The sequence below is a fragment of the Streptomyces sp. ICC1 genome (assembly GCF_003287935.1).
GTDB lineage: Bacteria > Actinomycetota > Actinomycetes > Streptomycetales > Streptomycetaceae > Streptomyces > Streptomyces tritrimontium.
This window is the reverse complement of record NZ_CP030287.1, coordinates 3,143,107-3,163,718: the sequence shown is the minus strand read 5'-3', so window position 1 is coordinate 3,163,718 and position 20,612 is coordinate 3,143,107. Positions and strand designations below refer to the sequence as shown.

17 protein-coding genes are annotated in these 20,612 nt (G+C 73.3%); 8 read left to right on the top strand and 9 right to left on the bottom strand.

Annotated elements, in window-relative coordinates; all coding sequences use genetic code 11:
• Positions 1-82: 82 nt before the first annotated feature.
• Both DRB96_RS14995 and DRB96_RS14990 read right to left on the bottom strand, forming a co-directional pair.
• Positions 83-1,546, bottom strand: a complete 1,464-nt coding sequence (locus DRB96_RS14995) for a S41 family peptidase (RefSeq protein ID WP_239516148.1) — start codon at positions 1,544-1,546, stop codon at positions 83-85.
• A gap of 119 nt (positions 1,547-1,665) precedes the next feature.
• Positions 1,666-2,748 carry an ROK family transcriptional regulator gene (locus DRB96_RS14990; RefSeq protein ID WP_239516790.1) on the bottom strand — a complete coding sequence of 361 codons (1,083 nt, stop codon included), beginning with the start codon at positions 2,746-2,748 and terminating at the stop codon, positions 1,666-1,668.
• A 234-nt stretch (positions 2,749-2,982) separates the two neighbouring features.
• On the opposite strand from DRB96_RS14990, the gene DRB96_RS14985 reads away from it, so the two are divergent.
• From DRB96_RS14985 to DRB96_RS14970, 4 genes are all read left to right on the top strand, one after another.
• Positions 2,983-4,233, top strand: coding sequence for an MFS transporter (locus DRB96_RS14985; RefSeq protein ID WP_112448922.1), 1,251 nt, complete (start codon positions 2,983-2,985; stop codon positions 4,231-4,233).
• A 65-nt stretch (positions 4,234-4,298) separates the two neighbouring features.
• Positions 4,299-5,738 carry a solute carrier family 23 protein gene (locus tag DRB96_RS14980; RefSeq protein ID WP_112448921.1) on the top strand — a complete coding sequence of 480 codons (1,440 nt, stop codon included), beginning with the start codon at positions 4,299-4,301 and terminating at the stop codon, positions 5,736-5,738.
• A gap of 76 nt (positions 5,739-5,814) precedes the next feature.
• On the top strand, positions 5,815-6,465 hold the full coding sequence (locus DRB96_RS14975; RefSeq protein ID WP_112448920.1) for a DUF5995 family protein: 651 nt from the start codon (positions 5,815-5,817) through the stop codon (positions 6,463-6,465).
• 43 nt (positions 6,466-6,508) lie between these two features.
• Positions 6,509-7,135: a hypothetical protein gene (locus DRB96_RS14970; RefSeq protein ID WP_112448919.1), complete on the top strand. Its 627-nt coding sequence runs from the start codon at positions 6,509-6,511 to the stop codon at positions 7,133-7,135.
• A gap of 72 nt (positions 7,136-7,207) precedes the next feature.
• On the opposite strand, the gene DRB96_RS14965 is transcribed toward DRB96_RS14970, so the two are convergent.
• Positions 7,208-8,905: an NAD(P)/FAD-dependent oxidoreductase gene (locus tag DRB96_RS14965; protein WP_112448918.1), complete on the bottom strand. Its 1,698-nt coding sequence runs from the start codon at positions 8,903-8,905 to the stop codon at positions 7,208-7,210.
• A 106-nt stretch (positions 8,906-9,011) separates the two neighbouring features.
• Between DRB96_RS14965 and DRB96_RS14960 the strand changes: the two genes are divergently transcribed.
• Positions 9,012-10,613 (top strand): hypothetical protein, encoded by a 1,602-nt coding sequence (locus DRB96_RS14960; RefSeq protein WP_204357726.1) that lies wholly within the window; start codon positions 9,012-9,014, stop codon positions 10,611-10,613.
• Between the two features lie 3 nt (positions 10,614-10,616).
• Here DRB96_RS14960 and DRB96_RS14955 read toward each other — a convergent pair whose 3' ends face one another.
• Together DRB96_RS14955 and DRB96_RS14950 are read right to left on the bottom strand one after the other, a co-directional pair.
• Positions 10,617-11,369, bottom strand: coding sequence for a class I SAM-dependent methyltransferase (locus tag DRB96_RS14955; protein ID WP_112448917.1), 753 nt, complete (start codon positions 11,367-11,369; stop codon positions 10,617-10,619).
• 141 nt (positions 11,370-11,510) lie between these two features.
• Positions 11,511-12,872 carry an ABC transporter substrate-binding protein gene (locus tag DRB96_RS14950; protein WP_112453425.1) on the bottom strand — a complete coding sequence of 454 codons (1,362 nt, stop codon included), beginning with the start codon at positions 12,870-12,872 and terminating at the stop codon, positions 11,511-11,513.
• 204 nt (positions 12,873-13,076) lie between these two features.
• On the opposite strand from DRB96_RS14950, the gene DRB96_RS14945 reads away from it, so the two are divergent.
• Both DRB96_RS14945 and purU read left to right on the top strand, forming a co-directional pair.
• On the top strand, positions 13,077-13,523 hold the full coding sequence (locus DRB96_RS14945) for a hypothetical protein (protein WP_112448916.1): 447 nt from the start codon (positions 13,077-13,079) through the stop codon (positions 13,521-13,523).
• A 25-nt stretch (positions 13,524-13,548) separates the two neighbouring features.
• Positions 13,549-14,424, top strand: a complete 876-nt coding sequence (gene purU, locus DRB96_RS14940) for a formyltetrahydrofolate deformylase (RefSeq protein ID WP_112448915.1) — start codon at positions 13,549-13,551, stop codon at positions 14,422-14,424.
• 104 nt (positions 14,425-14,528) lie between these two features.
• Here purU and DRB96_RS14935 read toward each other — a convergent pair whose 3' ends face one another.
• Both DRB96_RS14935 and DRB96_RS14930 read right to left on the bottom strand, forming a co-directional pair.
• Positions 14,529-15,812, bottom strand: coding sequence for a maleylpyruvate isomerase N-terminal domain-containing protein (locus DRB96_RS14935; protein ID WP_112448914.1), 1,284 nt, complete (start codon positions 15,810-15,812; stop codon positions 14,529-14,531).
• Positions 15,809-16,387, bottom strand: coding sequence for a sigma-70 family RNA polymerase sigma factor (locus DRB96_RS14930; protein WP_112448913.1), 579 nt, complete (start codon positions 16,385-16,387; stop codon positions 15,809-15,811). The genes DRB96_RS14935 and DRB96_RS14930 overlap by 4 nt, the downstream gene beginning before the upstream one ends.
• Before the next feature lie 320 nt (positions 16,388-16,707).
• Here DRB96_RS14930 and DRB96_RS14925 point away from each other — a divergent pair, with 320 nt between their 5' ends.
• Positions 16,708-17,226, top strand: a complete 519-nt coding sequence (locus tag DRB96_RS14925) for an EF-hand domain-containing protein (protein ID WP_112448912.1) — start codon at positions 16,708-16,710, stop codon at positions 17,224-17,226.
• A gap of 195 nt (positions 17,227-17,421) precedes the next feature.
• Here the strand turns inward: DRB96_RS14925 and DRB96_RS14920 are convergent, their stop codons facing one another.
• Positions 17,422-18,702, bottom strand: a complete 1,281-nt coding sequence (locus tag DRB96_RS14920; RefSeq protein WP_112448911.1) for an acyltransferase — start codon at positions 18,700-18,702, stop codon at positions 17,422-17,424.
• 268 nt (positions 18,703-18,970) lie between these two features.
• On the bottom strand, positions 18,971-20,551 hold the full coding sequence (locus DRB96_RS14915; protein ID WP_112448910.1) for an AMP-binding protein: 1,581 nt from the start codon (positions 20,549-20,551) through the stop codon (positions 18,971-18,973).
• Positions 20,552-20,612 lie beyond the last annotated feature (61 nt).

The window sequence follows — 20,612 nt, the reverse complement described above, 5'->3', positions numbered from 1 at the left end:
CGACGTGAGGACCCGGTGGCCCGGCGGCCACCGGGTCCTCTCGCGTGCGCGCAGGTGCGCTTCGCGGGCGCGCGGAGCGTCGTCAGGACCGGGGAAGACGGCGCAGGGCCGCGGTGAAGGCGGAGTCGCGGCGCGCGTCGAACTCCTCCTCCGTGAAGACCGGGGTGGTGACGTCGACCGGGATGCCCGGACCGTCGAAGGTCTTCCCGGTGCGGGTCAGGAACTGCTCGTTGGGCAGGCCGAGCTCCCAGCCGTTGGGGAGGGTGCGGCCGAGGACGTCGGAGAAGACCCCCTGGGTCGGCTGCCCGATGCGCAGCGTGCGGCCGGGGCGCTCGATCAGGGCCTGGGTGAAGGTCTCGCCCGCGCTCACGGTGGAGCCGCCGGTGAGCACGGCGATCGGCCCGGTGTAGCGGGGGCCCCGCGCGGGCTGGACGTACAGGGGCTGCGGGCGGGTGAACCGGGTCGCGTCGGCGGGGTCGTTGCGCACGCGCTTGGCGTAGGCGAAGTACGGGCGGTCCGTGAGCCGGGCGGCCAGGCGCAGGCCGAGCTCGTCGGAGCCGCCGCCGTTGATCCGCAGGTCGATGACCAGGCCGCGCAGGCGCGCGGTGCGCTCGGCGGTGAAGACGGTCCCCAGGACGCGGTCGAGCTCGGCGCTCTCGGAGGCGAAGTCCCCGCTCTCGGTGTAGCCGCCGAAGCCGGACAGGCGCAGGTAGCCGCGGCCGTCGGGGAGGTCCGCGTAGGAGACGCGGCCCTGGGCGAACTCCTGCGGAGCGCGTCCGCCGAGGTCCACCTCCTGGATGTACTCCTTGACGCGGGTCTCCAGTTCGAGGGTCGGGACCGCGGTGCCGGGGCGGCCCTCTCCGAAGAACCGATCGCCGCCGACGAGGCGGACGTGCGCGTCGTGCAGGGGGGCGAGCATCTCCCGGAAGACGGCGAAGAGTTCGTCCTCGGTGGTGCCGGCGTGCACGCGGGGCCGGTGGCTCTCGCGGACGGCGTTCCAGTCGACGCCCTTGGCGGCGAAGAAGGGGTAGTTCTCCGCGAAGGTCTGCCAGAAGACGTCGAAGGTGGCGACCGGGTCCGCGGTCGGGTCGGGGGCCGGGGCGTTGCGGCACAGGTCGGGCAGGGCGCCGAGGCGCCGGGCGCCGCGGTCGCCGACCGAGCCGTCGATGTGCACGGACCCGGGGCGCACGGTCAGGACCTCGTTGTCCCCGGTGGCGTAGCGGGCCGGGCCGCCGCCCGGGACGCGCACGACGCTCGCGCCGGGCAGGCAGCTGATGCCGGTGAGCTGGTACTCCTGGAGGCGGTCGGACTCCACGCTCAGCACGGTGCCGTATCCGTCGAGCTGCCATACGCCGACGGGGGCGGCGGTCGGGCGCCCCGTGTTCCCGGTGGCCGCGGCGGGGCCGGCGGCCGCGAGGGCGAGGAGCACGGCGGTGGCGGCCGCGCGGCGGAGCGTGCGCCCGTGCGGACGCGGACGCCGCCCCGCTGGTGCAGAGGTGTGGATGGGCGTGGGTGTACCGGTGTCGGCCATCGTGCTGTCCCCCATGGTGGAAGTCCCTTGACGCTGACCAGGATCCGGGGCGGCGAGGGGGCGGCGACATCCTGCAGCCACCCGGCCCCTGGTAGGGGAAACCCGACCGCCGGCGGGGCCCACCCGATCCGTGCTCAGCCGAAGAGCACCGCCTGGACCGCTTCTCGCGCCGCCAGGCGGGCGCCCGTGAGGACCGCGGGATCGCCGAGGGCGGTGGCGCGGACCTCGGTCCGGACCGGGGACATCGCGGCGAGGCGGGCCGCGACCCGGTCCGCCAGCGCCGGGCCGCCGGCGCGGCCCAGCTCGCCGCCGAGCACGACGCAGCCGGGGTCCAGGATCGCCGCCACGGCGGCCGCGCCCAGCGCCAGCCGGTCGGCCAGGACGTCCAGGAAGGCCCCGCCCGCGGCGCCCGCGGCCGCCTCCTCCACCGGGCCGTGGAATCCGCACGAGGCCGCGAGCGCGGCCACCGCGCCCCGCCCGGCCAGTGAGTGGAAGCCGCCCGCGCAGTCCGTGGCCGACGGCAGCCCGCCCGCGCCCGGCACCGGCAGGAAGCCGATCTCCCCCGCCCCGCCGGAGGCTCCCCGGCGCAGCCGGCCGTCCAGGACGACCGCGGCGCCGACCCCTTCGCCGAGCCAGAGCAGGACGAAGGAGTCCACGTCGCGCGCCGCCCCGACGCGCTGTTCGGCCAGGGCCGCCAGATTGGTCTCGTTCTCGACCACGACCTGTGCGGGCAGCCGCCGTTGCAGCGCGGCCACCAGGTCCCGGTGCCAGGCGGGCAGTCCGATGGTGTTGCCGAGCTCGCCGCTGCCGGGCGCCACCAGCCCCGGCGCGCCGATCACCACCGTGTGCAGCCGGTCCGCGCCCGCCTCGCGCGCGAGCTCCTCCAGCCGGTCCACCGCCTCGTCGACCGCGTCGACCGGCAGCGCGGCCTGGGCCAGCGGCCGTCCGAGGAGGTCGGCGACGACCGCGGTCGCGCTGTCGGTGCGCACGTCGAGCGCCGCGAGGTAGGCCCGCCGCGCGACGATCCCGTACAGCCTGGCGTTGGGTCCGCGCCGCTGTTCGCCGGATTCTCCGACGACCTCGATCAGCCCGGCCTGGGCGAGCCGTTCCACCAGGTCGGCGACGGAGGGGCGGGACAGACCGGTGAGCTTCTTGAGCTGGGTGGCCGTCAGCGGGCCCTCGTCCTGGAGCAGCCGCAGGGCCAGCCGGTCGTTGATGGCGCGGGCCGTGCTCGGCGAGGCCGGGGACGGCGCGGACGCGGACGCGGACGGCGCAGACGCGGACGCAGACGCGGACGCGGACGGCGCAGAGGGCACGGACGGCGCGGACGCGGAAGGTTCGGGCAGCGGGGCGGGAGCGGCGCTCGTCAGGGCGTTGGCGGGAGTCACTCCGCCATCCTAGGAGCTCCGGGGGATTAACCATCAGGCAGGGTCCCTGATAGTTTGCGTGCCATGACCGGGGAAACCAACCTCAGCCCGGCGCGACTGCGCCATGCCCGCTTCGCCATAGCCGGGGTCTTCTGCGCGCACGGCGCCGTCACCGGCTCCTTCGCCACCCGCATCCCCTGGATCCAGGACCACGCGCAGCTCAGTGCGGGCACCCTGGGCCTGGCCCTCGCCTTCCCCGCCCTCGGCGCCGCGCTCACGATGCCGCTGGCCGGCCGGATCAACCACCGGCTCGGCGCGCGCACCGCCCTGCGGATCCTGCTGTCCCTGTGGACGCTCTCCCTCATCCTGCCGAGCCTCGCCCCGAACCTCGCGACCCTCTGCTTCGTCCTCTTCGTCTACGGGGGCACCGCCGGCATGGCGGACGTGGCGATGAACGCGCTGGGCGTGGAGACCGAGAACCGGCTGAAGCGCTCGATCATGTCCTCGCTGCACGGCATGTGGAGCGTGGGCGCCCTGATCGGCTCGGCCGCCGGCACGCTGGCCGCGCACGTCGGCGCCGACGCCCGCCTGCACCACCTGATCGCCGCGCTCGCCCTGACGGCGGGCGGGCTGTTCGCCGTACGGGGCGTACTGGACCTGCGCACCGACACCGGCGGGGAGGAGGCGCCGCCGCATTTCGCGCTGCCGCCGAAGTCCGCGCTGTTCATCGGCGCGATCGGCTTCTGCGCGGTCTTCGCGGAGGGCGCCAGCCTGGACTGGTCGGCGGTGTACCTGCGGGACGTGCTGCACACGGACGCCGGCCTCGCCGCCGCCTCCACCACCGCCTTCGCGCTCACCATGGCGCTGGCCCGGCTCGTCGGCGACAAGGTCGTGGACCGGTTCGGGGCCGTGCGCACGGTCCGCGCGGGCGGTGCGCTGGCCACCGCGGGCGGGCTGCTCGTGGTCGCGGTCCACCATCCGGCCGCGGCCCTGGCCGGGTTCGGGCTGATCGGGCTCGGCATCGCCGTGGTGGTCCCGCTGGCCTTCGCGGCGGCCGCGCGCAGCGGCCCGGCCCCGGCGCAGGCCATCGCGGGCGTCGCGACGATCACGTACACCTCGGGGCTGATCGCCCCGTCCGCGATCGGCGCGGTGGCCGACGCGACCTCGCTGGTGGTGTCGTTCGGGCTGGTCACGCTGCTGTCCTTCGCACTGATCGTGGGGGCGGCCGTACTGCGGCAGCGGCCGGCGGCGGCCGGAGCCGCCTCGGGGCCGGGGTCCGGGTCCGGGTCCGGCGATGGCGCCAACCAGGACGAACCTGCTGCTATCCAGCCGTAATATGTCGCCTGGTCGCCCGCGGCCTCGTAGCTCGACCTGACCTGACGAACGAAAAGCGGTGGAACATGGGCCTCGGCGTGCGCTGGACCCTGCACGGAGACGGGCGGACCCCCGCCCCCGGCGCGGTGGTGCGGCCGGACGAGCGGCTGACGTGGCCGCGGACCGCCGGGCTGGGCGCCCAGCACGTCGTGGCGATGTTCGGGGCGAGTTTCGTCGCCCCGGTCCTGATGGGGCTGGACCCGAACCTCGCCATCATGATGTCGGGCGTCGCCACCGTCATCTTCCTGCTCGCGACGCGCGGCCGGGTCCCCTCCTACCTGGGCTGCTCACTGTCCTTCGTGGGCGTCGCGGCGGCGATCAGGGCGGGCGGCGGGAACAGCGCGACCGTCACGGGCGCCGTGTTCGTCGTCGGCGCGGCGCTGTTCCTGGCGGGGCTCGCCGTCCAGCGGTTCGGGGCGCGGATCATCCACGCGGCGATGCCGCCGGTGGTGACGGGCGCGGTCGTGATGCTGATCGGCTTCAACCTGGCACCCGTGACGGCCTCCACGTACTGGCCGCAGGACCAGTGGACGGCGCTGCTGACCATGCTGTTCACCGGGCTGGCCGTGGTCTGCCTGCGGGGCTTCTGGTCGCGGATCGCGATCTTCCTCGGCCTGATCTTCGGGTACGGCATCTCCTGGGTCTTCGACCTGGTCTTCGGGAAGATCCACTCCACGATGGGCGGGCCCGAGGCGGTGGACCACTGGCGGCTCGACCTGTCCGGGGTCGGCAAGGCCGACTGGATCGGCCTCCCCGCCTTCCACGCGCCGGCCTTCGAGTGGTCGGCGATCCTGATCGCCCTGCCCGTCGTCATCGCGCTGATCGCGGAGAACGCCGGCCACATCAAGGCCGTCGGCGAGATGACCGGCGACCCCCTCGACGACAAGCTCGGCACCGCGATCGCGGCCGACGGCGCCGCGTCGATGCTCTCCACGGCGCTCGGCGGTCCGCCGAACACCACCTACTCCGAGAACATCGGCGTCATGGCCGCCACCCGGGTGTACTCGACGGCGGCCTACTGGGCGGCCGCCGGGTTCGCGCTCCTCTTCGGCCTGTGCCCCAAGTTCGGCGCGGTCGTCGCCGCGATCCCCGGCGGGGTGCTGGGCGGCATCACCGTGATCCTCTACGGCATGATCGGCCTGCTCGGCGCGCAGATCTGGATCAACGGCCGGGTGGACCTGCGCAATCCGCTGAACCTGGTGCCGGCCGCCGCGGGCATCATCATCGGCGTCGGCGGGGTCGAGCTGAACATCGGCGACAGCTTCGAGCTCGGCGGGATCGCACTCGGCACGATCGTCGTCATCACGGGCTACCACGCGCTGCGGTACTTCGCCCCCGCGCACCTGAAGCAGCAGGAGCCGCTGCTCGACTCGGGCACCTCCGCCTACGACGACCGGGGCGGCGCGGGCGTCGAGGGCTCCGCGGGTACTGAGGGCTCCGAGGGCTCCCGGGACAAGCGCGGTTGACGCGGTTTCGCCCGAACCGGCGAAGCGTACGGCCAAGTTCCCCGGATCCCGGCCCGCGACTGGGACGCTGCCTCCCATGGTCCCCATGGAAGCGGTGCTGGCGCGGATGCGCGCCCTGGAAGAGCGGCTCCCCGAGCGGGACGGCGTCGCCGTCTTCAACCGGGTGTACCTCACGGTGACGCAGACGCTCCACGAGCGGATCTCGTACGGGGCGTTCCCCTCGCCGCGCAGGGCGGAGACCCTCAGCGTCCGCTTCGCCGAGCGCTATCTGGCGGCGGTGGAGTCGGACCGGGCACCGGCGTGCTGGCGGCCGCTGCTCCAGTACCGCCGCCACCCCGGCATCCGGCCGCTCCAGCACGCCCTGGCCGGGATCAACGCGCACATCGGCCACGACCTGGCGCTGGCGGTGGTCTCCACGTGCCGCTCCCTGGACTGCGAGCCAGCCGCCCTCGAAGCCGACTTCGACCGGGTCGGCGACACCCTGGTCTCCCTGGAGGAGCACATCCGGGAGGACCTGATGCCGGGTCCGGACCTCCTGGAGATCGCGGACCCGCTGACGCACCTGCTGGGCGCCTGGAGCCTGGAACGCGCCCGCGCGGGGGCCTGGGCCTCGGCCCGCCTGCTGTGGTCGCTGCGCCGCTCCCCCGAGCTGGCGGAGGAGTTCACCGAGTCCCTCGACGCGGGCGTCGGCCTGGTCGGCCGCTGCCTGCTGACCCCGACGGGCTGATGTTCCGGTGCGGCCCGGCCGGGCACCCCCATAGCCTGGGGCGGTGACCAGCTTCGCCACGCACCGGCTCCGGGTGCACGACACCGCCCGCCCGCCGTACCGCCGGCTGTCCGCGCTGCGCACCTGCCTGACCGAGTTCGCCCCGTACGGCTTCTACGCCACCTACCACCACCTGTGCCGCAGCGCGGGGATCCCGCGCGACCTGGACGAGGATCCCGAGTCGCTGGTGCGGGCGGTGGAGGAACTGCACGAGGCGCGGCAGCTGTGGCTGGCGGAACTCGCCGCCTGGCAGATCGGACGGCGGGCGCAGAAGCGGGCCGGGAGGCGCCGGGCGGATCCCCCGCAGCCCTCGCAGGGGCTGTACTGGCCGAACCCGGAGTTCCACCCCGGGGGGCGCCTGGTCGAGGTACTGCCCGGGGTGATGCGCGGCCGGACGATCCTCGGAGTCCACCAGGCGCGACGGGACGGCACCTGCCCGGTGTGCCGCTGCGACCGCGGCACCGTGGAGTGGGACGGCGACGGCTTCGGGATCCACGCCCTGTGCGCGGGGTGCGGCCTCGGCCTGACCCGCCGGCCGCCCGCCTTCCCGGACACGCGGCAGCGCAACGAGGTCCGCGAGGCGTTCCGGCGGCACGAGCACCTGATCTGGACGCGGGCGCTGGAGGCATGAGGACGGGCCGCCTCCGCGCTCGCGCGCGCGGGGGCGGCCCGTGGTCACGGGGCCGGGAGGGGCCGGGAGGGCTCAGTCCTCCGGGAGTTCGACCGGGGCGATCTCGTCGTAGACGTCGCCCGGGCCCGGGTTGGTGGAGTCCGTGGAGCCGCCGAGGTGGTGCATGACGCCCCAGACCGCGTTCAGCGCCGTCTGGACCGCGCCCTCGGCCCAGCCCGCCGTCCAGGAGATGTCGTCGCCCGCGAGGAAGATGCCGCGCTTGTCCTCGGGGAGGCGGTCCTGCATGAAGTGGGTGAACAGGCGCCGCTGGTAGCGGTAGTGGCCCGGCAGGTTGGCCTTGAACGCGCCCATGAAGTACGGCTCGTTCTCCCACGACACGGTCACCGGGTTGCCGATGATGTGGCGGCGGATGTCGACCTTCGGGTAGATCTCGCCGAGGGACTTCAGCATGACCTCCATCCGCTCGTTCGCGGACAGCGGCAGCCACTTGAGGCTGTCGTCGCACCACGTGTACGAGAGGCAGATGACGGCCGGCTTGTCCGGGCCGTTGTCCAGGAGGTAGGTGCCGCGGGTCATGCGGTCGGTCAGGGTCATCGACATGACGTCGCGGCCCGTCTGCTCGTCCTTGTCCAGCCAGAACGGCCGGTCCACGGGGATGAAGAGCTTGCTGGACTCCATGTAGTGGGTGCGCTCGATCGCCGTCCAGTGGTCGATCGGGAAGAGCGTGTCGTCGCACGCGATCTTCGAGAGCAGCATCCACGACTGGGCCGTGAAGATCGCGGCGCGGTACGTGCGGATGTCGCCCGAGGCGTCCGTCACCGTGATGCGGTTGCCCGCCGTGCGGTGCAGGCGGGTCACCGCCGGGCGCGGAGTGCCCCCGTGGAGCGAGGAGAGGGAGGTGCCCTGCGCCCAGTGGACGATCTTCTCGGGCTCGCGGTCCCACATGCGCAGCGGGAGCTGCTGCGAGCCGCCCACGATGCCGCGGTGGTGGTCGTCGGCCTCGGTGTAGACGACGCGCAGGATCTCGAGGATCGAGTTCGGGAAGTCGGTGTCCCAGCCGCCCGTGCCGAAGCCGACCTGGCCGAAGATCTCGCGCTTGCGGAAGGACTTGAAGGCCTCGGACTTGCAGAGGAACCCGTAGAAGGTCTCGTCGTCGAGCTTCTCGACGAGCTTGGCCCAGATCTCGCGGATGCGCGGGACGTCCCGCTCGCGCATCGCGGTGTTCATGTCGGAGAAGTCGGCGCCCTCGTCGAGGCAGGCGTTCCACGCGGCGGACACGTCGCGGTAGACCTGCGGGAGGTCGGCGATGGTCTCGGCGTAGTGGGTCTCGCCCTTGAGGTCGACGACCGTCGAGGGGGTGGCTTCGGCGAGCGGGTTCGGGAAGGGCTCCGTGACCAGGCCGACGAGGTCGATGTAGTGCTGGAGGGCGGTGGAGGACGGCGGGAAGCGCATGGCGCCCATCTCCGCGGTCAGCTCCTCGGTGCCCGCGCCCTCGAAGCCGACGGTGCGCAGCCGGCCGCCGATCTGGTCGGCCTCGTACACGACGGGCTTGAGGCCCATCTTCATCAGCTCGTACGCGGAGATGATGCCGGACAGCCCGCCGCCGATGACCGCGACTTCGGTGCCGTGCTCGGTCGCCGGTATCTGGCCGAGGCCCGCCGGGTGGGCGAGGAAGTCGTCGTACGCGTAGGGGAAGTCCGGACCGAACATCGTGATCGGCGGCTGACCGTCGCTGTGCGGGACGGCGGTGGTGGGCACCGTGGACGTCATGGGGTACGACTCCTAGCGGTAGGGGAGGGCCTGACGGGGGAGGGGGGTGACCGGGTAGCGTGGGCCGACGGTTCCGTAGTTCGGACAGGTCGGAGAGGGAGTCCCGGTGACGGAGAGCGGACAGGGCGGCAGCCCCCAGGCAGGCGCGCCGTGGGGCCCGCCGATGCCGGCGCAGCCGCCGACGCAGCCGCCCGCGCAGCAAGACGCGCAGCCGGAGCACCCGCAGGGCCCGCCGTCCTACGGGTACCCGGCGCCCGGCGGCCCCGCCTACGGCTACCCGCAGGGCCACGTCCTCGGCCCCGGCTACGAGGGCCCCGGCGAGCCCCACGGCTACGGCTACCCGCCGCTCCCCGAGGCGGTCACCCAGTACATCCCGCCGGTTCCCGCGGCTCCCGTGCCCGGTGAGCCCGGCGCCCGCCACCGCGCCCCGGGCGCGCAGGACCACCAGAACGAGCACGGGCACCAGCAGGGCCACCAGGAGGACGCGACGCAGTACATCGCGCCGGTCCCCGCCGCCCCCTCTTACGGCGGGGCCACCGGCCAGTACGGGACCCCGGGCGGGCCCGCGCACGAGGAGGACGCGACGCAGTACATCGCGCCGGTCCCCGCCGCCCCCTCCTACGGCGGGGCCACCGGCCAGTACGGGACCCCGGGCGGGCCCGCGCACGAAGAGGCCGCGACGCAGTACATCGCGCCGGTCCCGGCCGCCGCCCCGCAGGGGGAGCCCGCCGGCCGGTACGGCACCCCGGGCGTCCCCTCGCACGAGGAGGCGGCGACCCAGTACATCGCGCCGGTTCCCGCGGCCCCCGCGGACCCGGCCGCCGGGTTCGACGGGCTGTTCCGCGGTGACACCCAGCACTTGCCGCCCGTGCAGGAGCCGGTGCTCCGGCAGCCGCCGCCGCGCCCCTACCCCCAGCAGCAGCGCGCGCAGCAGCCGCACCCGCAGCCGCATCAGCAGCCGCATCAGCAGCACCCGCACGCGCAACCGCCCCACCCCCAGCAGCAGTTCCAGCAGTACCCGCAGGCGCAGCAGCAACATCCGCAGCAGCAGTTCCAGCAGCAAGGGCCGGCGCCCCGCAGGGTCTCGCCCGCGATCATCGCCGCCGTCGTCGTCGGCCTGGCCGTCGTCGGCCTCGGTGTCGGCGCGGTGCTCAGCGACGACAAGGCGCAGAACACCGACCCCGGCGCCGTGGTGTCCGCGCCCTCCGGCAGCGGCTCAGCGGCCCCCGGCGGCGAGGCGCCGCTGGATCCGGCGCAGCCGCAGGCGGTCCAGCTGGACAAGCTCCTCGCGGACAGCAACGACAGCCGGGCCTCGGTGATCAAGGCCGTCGACGACATCAAGGGCTGCCGCAACCTCGACCAGGCCGCCACCGACCTGCGCGACGCGGCCCGCCAGCGCGAGGAGCTGGTGACCCGGCTCCAGGAGCTCAAGGTGGACCAGCTCCCGGACCACGCGAAGCTGACCGCGTCCCTGACCAAGGCCTGGAAGTCCTCCGCCGAAGCCGACAACAGCTACGCGGCGTGGGCCGACGACATGAAGGCCGACGGCGAGAAGTGCAAGGACGGCAAGGCCAAGTCGACGGACAACGCCTCGGACGGCAACAAGTCGAGCGGTGACGCCACCAAGGCGAAGGAGTCGGCGGCGGGCATGTGGAACTCCATCGCCGGCAAGTACAACCTCACCAAGCGGGACAAGAGCCAGCTCTGACCCTCACCCGCCCGGCAGCGTGCGGCGCAGCACCAGGGTGACGAAGCCGAGCGTGCCCCGGTAGCCGTGCAGCCAGGCGTCGCGGTGCTCGGCCGCCGCCTTCAGGGCCGCGCCGCTGTCGGGGTGCCCGGGGTGGTCCAGGGCCCAGCGGGAGAGCGTTCCGGTCCAGGACCACTCGTAGTCGTCCCATTCCCGCAGGGTGCTGACGTGTCCGTGCACGGGGGTCCAGCCCTCGGCCGTGACGCGGTCGACGGTCGTGGCGAGGTCGTCGTAGTCGGTGGCGGCGAAGCCGTGGTCGAGGGTCTTCAGGCCGGGTTCGCGCTCCCAGAAGCAGTCGCCGACGAGTACGGAGCCCCCCGGGGCCAGGTGCCCGCGGGCGGCCTCCAAGGTGGGCAGCAGGCCGCCGAACGCGTGGGCGGCGCCGATGCTGAGGACGGCGTCGTAGCGGTGCGGGGACGTGAACCGCGCGGCGTCCCGGGCATGGAAGGCGATCTGGTCGCCGAGCCCGGCGTCGGTGACGGTCCGCCGGGCGGCGGCGATGGTCTCGGCGTCGTCGTCGACGCCGTCGGCGCGCAGGCCCGGGCGGGCGGCGTGGGCGCGCACCATCCAGGTTCCGCCGCCGCATCCGAGGTCGAGGAGGCGCGGGGCGCCCCCGGGAAGGGCGCGCTCGAGGAGCGCGCGTACCGAGTCGTCGCCCAGCGGGGCGGCGATGGGGCGCTCGGCGTGGGCTGTTGCGCTGATCTGTCGACGGTCCATGACGGCATCCTGCCCGCTGCCCGCGCCGTGGTCGCACCAGTTTTCAGGCGGCAGGCGGCAGACGGCCGGCGGCAGGCGGCCGGCGGCCGCGGCAGGCGGCCGCGGCAGGCCGCCTGCCGGTACGGGCGGTCCCGCGCGGGATCAGCTCGTGCGCGGGGCCTGTTCCAGGGTCTTGGTCATGTCCGTGGTGTGCTCGCCCGGTTGGGCCACGAGGCGGCCCTGCTGGACGATCTGGAAGGTGACCCGGCCGTTCACGATGCGGGGGAGGCCGGCGACGGCGCGCATGTCCTGGTAGCGCCAGCTGAGGTCGGGGGTCAGGCCGCCCGTCGCGACCGGATCGGACTGGTTGAGCTTGCGCGCCAGTGTGCGCCCCGTGACCTCCTCGCCGCCCTTGAAGCGCTTCAGGGCCTCGCCGAGCACCGTGTACGCGATCCAGGTGGTCTGCGCGCCGCTGTCGTCGGGGTCCACGGTGTCGTCGCCGAAGGCGTGGTCGGCGATGACCCGGCGCATCGGCTCCCAGACCGGGTCGGAGGAGACCGGGTACCAGCTGGTGACGTAGGCGCCCTCGAAGGGGCTCTCCTTGCCGCCGGTGCGGTCCACCAGGGCCTGGCTGACCGAGCCGAGCACCGAGGAGATCTGCGGTTTGCGGTTCTGGGTTTCGGAGGCACGGCGGAAGGCGTCGAAGAAGGTCTCGGTGCGCGAGCCGAGCACGGCGGCCACGCAGCCCTTGTCCTTGGCGTCCTTGGCCGCCCCGTCCTTCGCCGCCCCCTCCTTCGAGGTGGTGCCGTTCTTCGCCGTGGTGGTGTCGGTCAGCGCCTCGCGGGCCTGCGCGGAGAAGTCCGTGGAGTCCTCGGCGGCCCGGATGTCGCTGGCCTCGGCCGTCTGGTTGGCCTTGAGGCCGGCGTTGAGCTGGACGGGCAGGGAGTCCGCCGCGAGGGTGTCGGGGCGGACGAGCGCGACCTTCTCGCAGGCCCGGCCCAGCTGGTGGCCGGCCCCGGCGAGGAGGACGGGCTGGCCGCCGTTGACGGGGTAGGACAGCGGGGACTGGAACTCCTCCGAGGAGACCCCGTACCCGCCGATGAACGGGATGCCCTCGGCCTCCAGCGGGGCCATGAAGGCGCGCCCGTGCTGGCTGTACGAGCCGACGACGGCGACGGCCTTCTCGGCGATCGCCTTGCGGGCGCAGTCCGCGGCGCCACCGGCCGTGTTGCGCTCGTTGCAGGTCAGGACGCGGATCTTGCGGCCGTTGATGCCGCCCTTGGAGTTGACCCAGCGCTCGTAGGCCTTGGCCATGCCCGGCATGCCGGGCATGTTGGTCGCCTTGGAGTCCTGCGGTGCGAAGGTCATGACCGTGAGGGTGCCGTCGGTGTCCCCGGAGCCCCCCGAGCCCCCGGGGAGCACCCCGCACCCGGCGAGGAGACACGCGCCCGTCACCGTGGCCGCGGCCTTGGCCTTGGCCAGGAGGGTGCGGGAAACAACTGCTGCGCGTTGCCGGGTGGTCATGTTCATGCACCATTCCGCGTCCGGGTAACCGAAGAGTGAGGTGTACACAACATCCGGTGACGCCCAGGTGAATTGCGGGTGGCGGGCGTGCGGGGGTGCGCAAGGGCGCTTCAAGATCGCGCAAGACGGGAACGTACGATCGAAAGCGTGACATTCGCCCAAGGTTCGAAGAACTCTTCCCGCCGCGGCGGCCGCTCCTCCACCATGGGCGGCATGCCCCTCAACGACATGCCGTGGTGGCGCTGGCGCAGCAACGTGCGCTCGGCGCTGCACATGCTCTCCGATCCCGTCTTCCAGGAAGACACCTGGCTGGCCGGCGCCGAAGGCTACGGGGACGTGACCGACGCCGTGTACCGGCTCGTCGAGGACACCTGGCTCGACAGCTGGTCCGCGGAGAAGTACGTCGGCACGATCTTCCGCGACTCGCAGGAGGCGGCCCTGGTCGACCTCGCCGTGCTGCGGGTGCTCAGGATCATGCACCAGATCGGCCCCGACGCCCCCGTCTCCGGATACCTGGAGCACCATGCCTGGCCGGAGGCCGTACGGGCCGCGCGCGAGGCCCACGTACGCCTGGCGACGGCGGACGCGGACGACCCGGACGCGCGCCCGCGATCACTGGATGTCTTGAGGATCCTTACCCGCGCGGCCTGAGTCCGATGTGGAAGGCTGTCGGGTCATGAGCGACGACCCGCAGCCACAGGCTTCCCAGCAGTACGTACTGACCCTCTCCTGCCCGGACAAGCAGGGCATCGTGCACGCAGTGTCCAGCTACCTGTTCATGACCGGGTGCAACATCGAGGACAGTCAGCAGTTCGGCGACCGCGACACCGGCCTCTTCTTCATGCGGGTCCACTTCGCGGCCGACGAGCCGGTGACGGTGGACAAGCTGCGGGCCAGCTTCGCCGCGATCGGCGACTCCTTCCGGATGGACTGGCAGATCCACCGCTCCGACGAGCGCATGCGGATCGTGCTGATGGTCTCGAAGTTCGGGCACTGCCTGAACGACCTGCTGTTCCGCTTCCGCATCGGCGCGCTGCACGTCGACATCGCGGCCGTGGTCTCCAACCACACCGACTTCGAGGAACTGGTCGGCTCGTACGGCGTCCCGTTCGTGCACATCCCGGTGACGAGGGACACGAAGGCGGCGGCCGAGGCCGAGCTGCTGGAGCTGGTCCGTGCCGAGGACGTCGAGCTCGTCGTCCTCGCCCGCTACATGCAGGTGCTGTCGGACAACCTGTGCAAGGAGCTGAGCGGGCGGATCATCAACATCCACCACTCGTTCCTGCCGAGCTTCAAGGGCGCCAAGCCCTACCACCAGGCGCACGCGCGGGGCGTGAAGCTGATCGGCGCGACCGCCCACTACGTGACGGCGGACCTCGACGAGGGCCCGATCATCGAGCAGGAGGTCGAGCGGGTCGGCCACGAGGTCACCCCGGACCAGCTCGTCGCGATCGGCCGCGACGTCGAATGCCAGGCGCTGGCGCGCGCGGTGAAGTGGCACAGCGAGCACCGCGTGCTCCTGAACGGCACCCGCACGGTCGTCTTCGCGTAGCGGTCCCGGCAGAGCCGCAGTCGGCCCCGCGCACGTCAGCCCCGCCGCGCCGCCGGCGGGGCCGGACCGGCCTGGCCCGGACCGGCCTGGCCCGGACCGGGTGGCTACAGCCGGCTCAGGGAGGCGGCCGCGAAGAGGACGTCGCGGATGGCCTCGCGGTCGCCGTTCTGGCCGATCGCCGCGTCCTCCGGGAAGATGTGCCCCGCCGCCAGCTGGCAGAACTCGAAGCCGTCCAGGGCGATCCGGGCCACCGTGTGCTCCGGCGACGGTTTCGCCGCCGGGGAGTCCAGCGCGATGTCCCAGCCGCCACCGCCCGCGCCCTCGATCTCCAGGTGCAGGGTCCGGCCCGGTGCCCCGGCCGCGACCAGCCCGCGCGGCGGAGCCGCCAGCCCGGCCCGCCGGCGCCCGGCCAGCGCCTCGGGCAGCAGGCGGGCCGCCAGGTCGATCATGCGGTGCAGGTGGGGAGCGGACGGCGGCTCGTACGGATAGTCCACCGCCTCCGCGATGTCCACGGCGTGGACCCAGCACTCGAAGGCCCGCTCCAGGAAGGCGTCGCCGAGGGGCAGCGCGAAGGCCCCGTAGTCGACGGCCAGTTCGGCCACGCCGCGGCCCGCGAAGGACACCGTCCGCACCAGCGTGTGGCCCTGTTCGCGCCACGGCTCGCGGACCCGCCGCGTCGTCGGGTACGGGGAGTCCTCCCAGAACTGCTCCGTACGGCCCGCCGGGGTCGCCGACCGCACGTCGGGGCCGAGCGGGTCGTCGAGGCCCAGCGCCGCCGCGACCAGCCCGTCCACCGACAGCAGGTGTCCGATGACCCCGGCCACCGTGGTCCGGCGCGACTGCCGCTGCTCGTCCTCGAACCACTTCAGCCGGACCGGGGTGTGCCACTCCGAGTCACCGAAGTCCCGCAGCAGCGCGTCGAGCCGCGCCGTCTCGGTGTCGTACGGGTTCGCCCACACCGGTACGGGGATGCGCGCCGGGCGCTTGCCGAGGCAGTCCTCCAGCACGCGCGAGCGCAGCAGCGGCTTGAGGTCGAGGCTCTCCTCCGGGTGCAGCAGCCCCACGGCGTCGCGCAGCCGCAGCGCCTCCTCGGCGCAGGGCGCGCACGTGGTGAGGTGGTCTTCGACGGCCAGCGTCTCGTCCGCGGAGCAGGCCGCCAGGGCCCACGCGCCGAGCAGGGACTTCAGGACGGCATGGGTGGGCGGCGGCGCGGGCGCGGGCGGGGCCGGTGTTTCCGGGGGCCCGGGCTGGTCGCCGGAGCGCGGGTACCCCGTGAACTCGAGGCCGTCGGCCGCTTCGCGCGGGCCCGGTATGCGGGCCGGACCGCCGCCGCGCGGCCGTTCGTACTCTTCGCCGTCTTCGGCGGCGCCGTCGGAGGGGATGGTCATCGCGGTGTTCCGTATCCCGAGGTGCCGTGTCCGGGCGGAACGGTGTCGTCCCGCGGGACGGCGTTGGCCGTCGAGAGCAACTGGAGGCCCAGGCGCAGCCTGCGCCTCGCCTCGTCCTCGCTGATCTGCAGGTCGGCCGCGGCCTGGCGGTAGTCGCGTCGTTTGAAGTAGGCGAGTTCGAGCGCGGCCCGCAGCGGCGCCGGCATCGAGGTGACGATGAAGTCGGCGCGGGCGGCCGCGTTGGCGCTGCGCACCTTCTGCTCCAGCTCCTCGCGGGAGCCGCGCCCCAGTTCGGCCTGGCGCAGCCGGGCGACGGCCTGGCCCTGGGTGATGCGGGCGACCCAGGAGCGCATGGAGCCCTGCTTCGGGTCGTAGGCGTCCGGGTTCTCCCAGATGTAGCCGAACACCTCGCGCGTGATCCGGTCGGCGGCCTTCTCGTCGCCCAGGACCCGGTGGGCCAGGCTGTGCACGAGCGAGGCGAAGCGGTCGTAGAGCTCGCCGAGGGCGGCGGCCTCACCGCGCGCCAGGCGTTGCTGCATGCGTCGGTCCCAGCGCGGTGGTACGTCCTTCGCCATCGTGCCCCCAGCCCGATTTCCGGATGCGCAGCCGTGTGTCGACGACTCGAATGTAGTGGGCACCCAGCGATGTGCGCCCGTTTTGGGAGAAGCTCGCCCCGGAAGTGCGCCCTGCGTGATAGAGGCGTAGCGCGCTGTGAACGGCGAGGCGCGGCTTGGTACATGGGCACAGGCGTACGCGCCCCGTCGCGCTCCTCGTGCGCTGGTTCGATGCGGCCACCTGCTTGACCGCTTCGCTTAACGCGCAGGCCACGTAGGCCGTACGCTCCTGCCTGTCTTGAACTGCACCCCACCGCACATGTGAAGGCGGAACGCCGAATATGGACAGCGCAGAGTACGAGCGCAAGATCGCCTCCCGATTCGCCACCTTCGACCAGGACGGGAACGGCTATATCGACCGGGAGGACTTCAGCGCGGCGGCCAAGGCGGTACTGGCCGAATTCGCCGTGGCGGCCCGCTCCGACAGGGGCCAGGACGTGTTCGCCGGCGCGGAGGCCTTCTGGCAGGGCATGGCCGGGATCGCGGACGTGGACGGGGACCAGCGGGTGTCCCGCGAGGAGTTCATCACGGGCGCCGCGAAGCGGCTGCGCGACAACCCGCGGCGGTTCGCGGAGATCGCCCGTCCGTTCCTGCGCGCGGTGATCGCGGTGGCGGGCGACGACGGCGGCGGCTCGACCACGGCGGCGACGGCGCGCGTGCTGCGCGTCCTCGGCACCCCGCAGGAGCTGGCCGGCCAGGTGGCCGCGGCCCTGGACGCGGACGGCGACGGCCGCATCTCGGAGGACGAGATCCTGGCGGGCTTCGCGGGCTACTGCGGCGTGGCGGCCCCGGACGCGTAGGCCTGGAGCGTGCGGGACCCGGAGCGCGCGGAACCCGCAGCGCGCGGGAGCCGGAAACGACGACGCGGTGCGGGGCCCGGGTGCCGGCCGAGGGCCGGTCCTGAGGGCCGCGCACCGCGCGGGACGTCTGCGTGCCGCCCCGAGGGGCGGCGGGTGTTCGAGCGGGCCGGCCCACCGGCCCGCCGGCCCGGTGGTCTACCTGGCCGCCGTGCCCGCGGCCGCGAGGTCCGGCTCGGCGGCCGGGCGGCTCTGCGGTTCCCCGCCGGCCTGCGGGCCCCGCGGGCCCCGCGGGGTGCGCCGGGGGAAGCGGGCGTCCTTCAGCTTCAGGGCGGGGCGCTCCACCAGGTGCCACGAGAGCACCGCCAGGGCCAGGGTGCCGCCCAGGGCGAGCGCGAGGTACGCGGGGAACCCCCAGCGGGCGCCGCCGAGCGCGGAGAGGGCCTGCTCGACGACGAAGCCGTAGATGTAGATGCCGTACGAGTAGTCGTTCTTGCGGCCCACCGCCCGGAAGGGCTTGGGCAGCCGGATCGCGAGCCACACCAGCAGGTAGGCGAAGGCCGGGATGCCGACGGCGAAGAAGAACCCGTAGCGCAGCGTGGCGAGCGTGACCAGGGCGGAGAGGACGGCCAGCGGGGTGCTGACCGGGATCCGGTCCTTGTAGACCTCGATGAGCGAGCCGATGGCGAAGGCGTACCCGAGGAAGAAGGCCCACTTGACGATGAAGCCGCCGACGATCGGCGAGACGATCCGCTCGGCGTGGATCTGGAGGCTGAACGCGTCCATGAAGTGGTTGTCGAGCGAGTTCGTCAGCACGTAGCCGCCGAGGAGCACGGCGATCACCAGGATGGCGCGCCGCGCCTGCGTCAGCCCCCCGGCCCGCGCCCCGGCGAGGACGAGCAGTCCGACGCCCAGGTAGCACAGGACCTCGTACTGCAGGGACCACAGCGCACCGTTGATGCCGGGGTCGAAGGCCATCCACTTGCCCTGGGCCGTCTCCATGATCCCGGAGATGCCCGGCTGGTGGGTGCGGACCCACCAGTTCGCCTGGAGGAACTCGAAGGGGCCGTCCGGCCGGTGCCAGAAGTTCTCCAGCGTGTGGTGCTGGCGCCAGAACAGGAACGGGGCCACCACCAGGGCGGTGACGCACAGGCACACCCACAGGCCCGGCAGCAGCCGCAGGGCCCGGTTCCACAGGAAGCGTCCGATGGGGAGCCGGTTGCCGCTGCGCGTGATGAGCAGGCCGGACAGGATGAAGAAGCCGAACACCGATATCTTCCCCAGGTCCGTCTGACCGTGGGTGAAGGTGTGCCCGTACTCCCTGATCCCGAAGCCGAGTATGCGCGCGTGCGCGACGACGACGGCGGTCGCCAGCAGCAGGCGGAGCAGGCCGAGGCTGTTGTCGCGGCCGGAGAACAGCTCGGCGACGGTGCCGTGGGACCAGCGGGTGCTGACCGGCGAGGTGTTGCGGACTCCCATGATGCCTCTCGTGGACGGTTCCCGGAGGGGGAGCCTTCTGATGCTGTGTTTTCGCTGTCGATGCTGTGCGCACACTGTGCGACGGACAACTGTGACACGAGGGGCGCGGGCCCGCCGAAGAGGCCCCGACAAATGAGACGTGTGCCACTGTCCGGGGCTGGATCATGGGAATGAGGCGGACCCGCCGCTTCCGGTACGGGGCCGCCTCCGCGGGACCTTCGGCGCCGGTACGGGCCGGCGCGCCGCCGGCCGGTACGGGCCGGCGGGGCTACGCGAAGCGCTCCCGGAGCTTGTACTTCAGGACTTTGCGCAGGGCGTCGTTGCGGGGCAGCGCGTCCACGATCTCCAGCTGTTCGGGAAGCTTGTGGGTCGAGAGTCCCTCGGCGCGCAAGTACGCCGTCACCTCGGGCAGGGTCAGGGGTCCCGTGCCCGGAGGCTGTTCGACGACGGCGCAGACGCGTTCGCCGCGCTCGGGGTCCGGGAGGCCGATGACCGCCACGTCGGCGACCGCCGGGAGCCGGTGGAGCAGGTCCTCTATCTCCTTGGCGGAGATGTTCTCGCCCTTGCGGATGATGACGTCCTTGCTGCGGCCCGTCAGGACCAGGTATCCGTCCGCGGTGAGGTGGCCGAGGTCGCCCGTGACCAGGTAGCCGTCCGGGTCGAAAGCCCCGTCGGCCCCGTCGGCCCCGGCGGACCGGGCCCGGCCGAGGTAGCCCTGGCAGACGGCCTCGCCGCGCAGCCGGACCTCCCCGTCGGTGCCGGCGGGGAGCGGGGTGCCGTCGGGGGCGGTGACGCGGATCGACATGCCGGCCGGGGGGCGGCCCTCGGTGGTGGCCAGGTGCTCCGCCGTGTCGTCCGGGGCGCCCATCGTGATCATCGGGACCTCGGTCATGCCGTAGCCGTGGGTGAGCTGGCAGCCCAGCTCGCGGACGACCGCGTGGTAGATCTCCGGGGGCTTGGGGGCCCCGCCGCCGGCCAGCAGCCGCAGGGACGGGATGAGCTTGGTGCCCGGGTCCTTGCGCTGTTCGGTGAGGAACATCGAGTAGAAGGCCGTGGAGCCGCCGGCGACGGTGACCCCGTGGCGGCGGTAGCCGTCCAGGGCGTCGGGCATCGCGAACTTCTCGAAGAGGACGGCCGGGAACCCGTAGAGGAGCAGCATCACCGTGTAGTCGGGCCCGGCGATGTGGGCGAAGGGGAAGGCCATCGAGCCGACGTCGTCCGGCGAGAGGTGCAGGGCGTGGGCCAGGCAGGAGCCGCCCGCGATGAGGGAGCGGTCCGTGTGCAGGACGCCCTTGGGGTCCGAGGTGGTGCCCGAGGTCCAGTAGATCCACCGGACCGAGGTGCCCTCCCGCGGGGGCGGGGGGAGTGTCGCCGGGTCCCCGGTGGGGAGGGAGGCGTAGGCCTCGAAGACCCCGCGCGCGCCGAGGCGCTCCGCCATGGCGGTGTGGTCGAAGCCGCGCCAGACGCCGGGGACGGCGAAGAACTCCGCCTTGGACTCGCGCAGGGCGAAGCCGACCTCGCGGTCCCGGTAGAAGGGGATGACGGGCGTCTGGACGGCGCCGATCCGGGCGAGGGCGATCGAGAGCAGGACGGTCTCGATGCGGGTGGGCAGCTGCCAGGCGACCACCGTGCCGGGGCGCACGCCCATGCCGTACAGGCCGGCCGCGACCTCTTCGGAGCGCTCGCGCAGCTCCCCGAAGGTCAGCCGGCGGTCGGTGGCACGGTCGGCGGAGCCGCCTTCGGCGGCCTCGATGAGGACGGGTGCGTCCGGGGTCATGGCGGCCCGGCGGGCGATCAGGTCCCACAGGGTCCGGGACCGGCTGAGTTCGACTGCGGTGCTGTCCGTCATCCCGGACCGACCTCCCCTGGCCGACGACACCTGACGGATAGTCAGATCAAGCGCAGAGCGT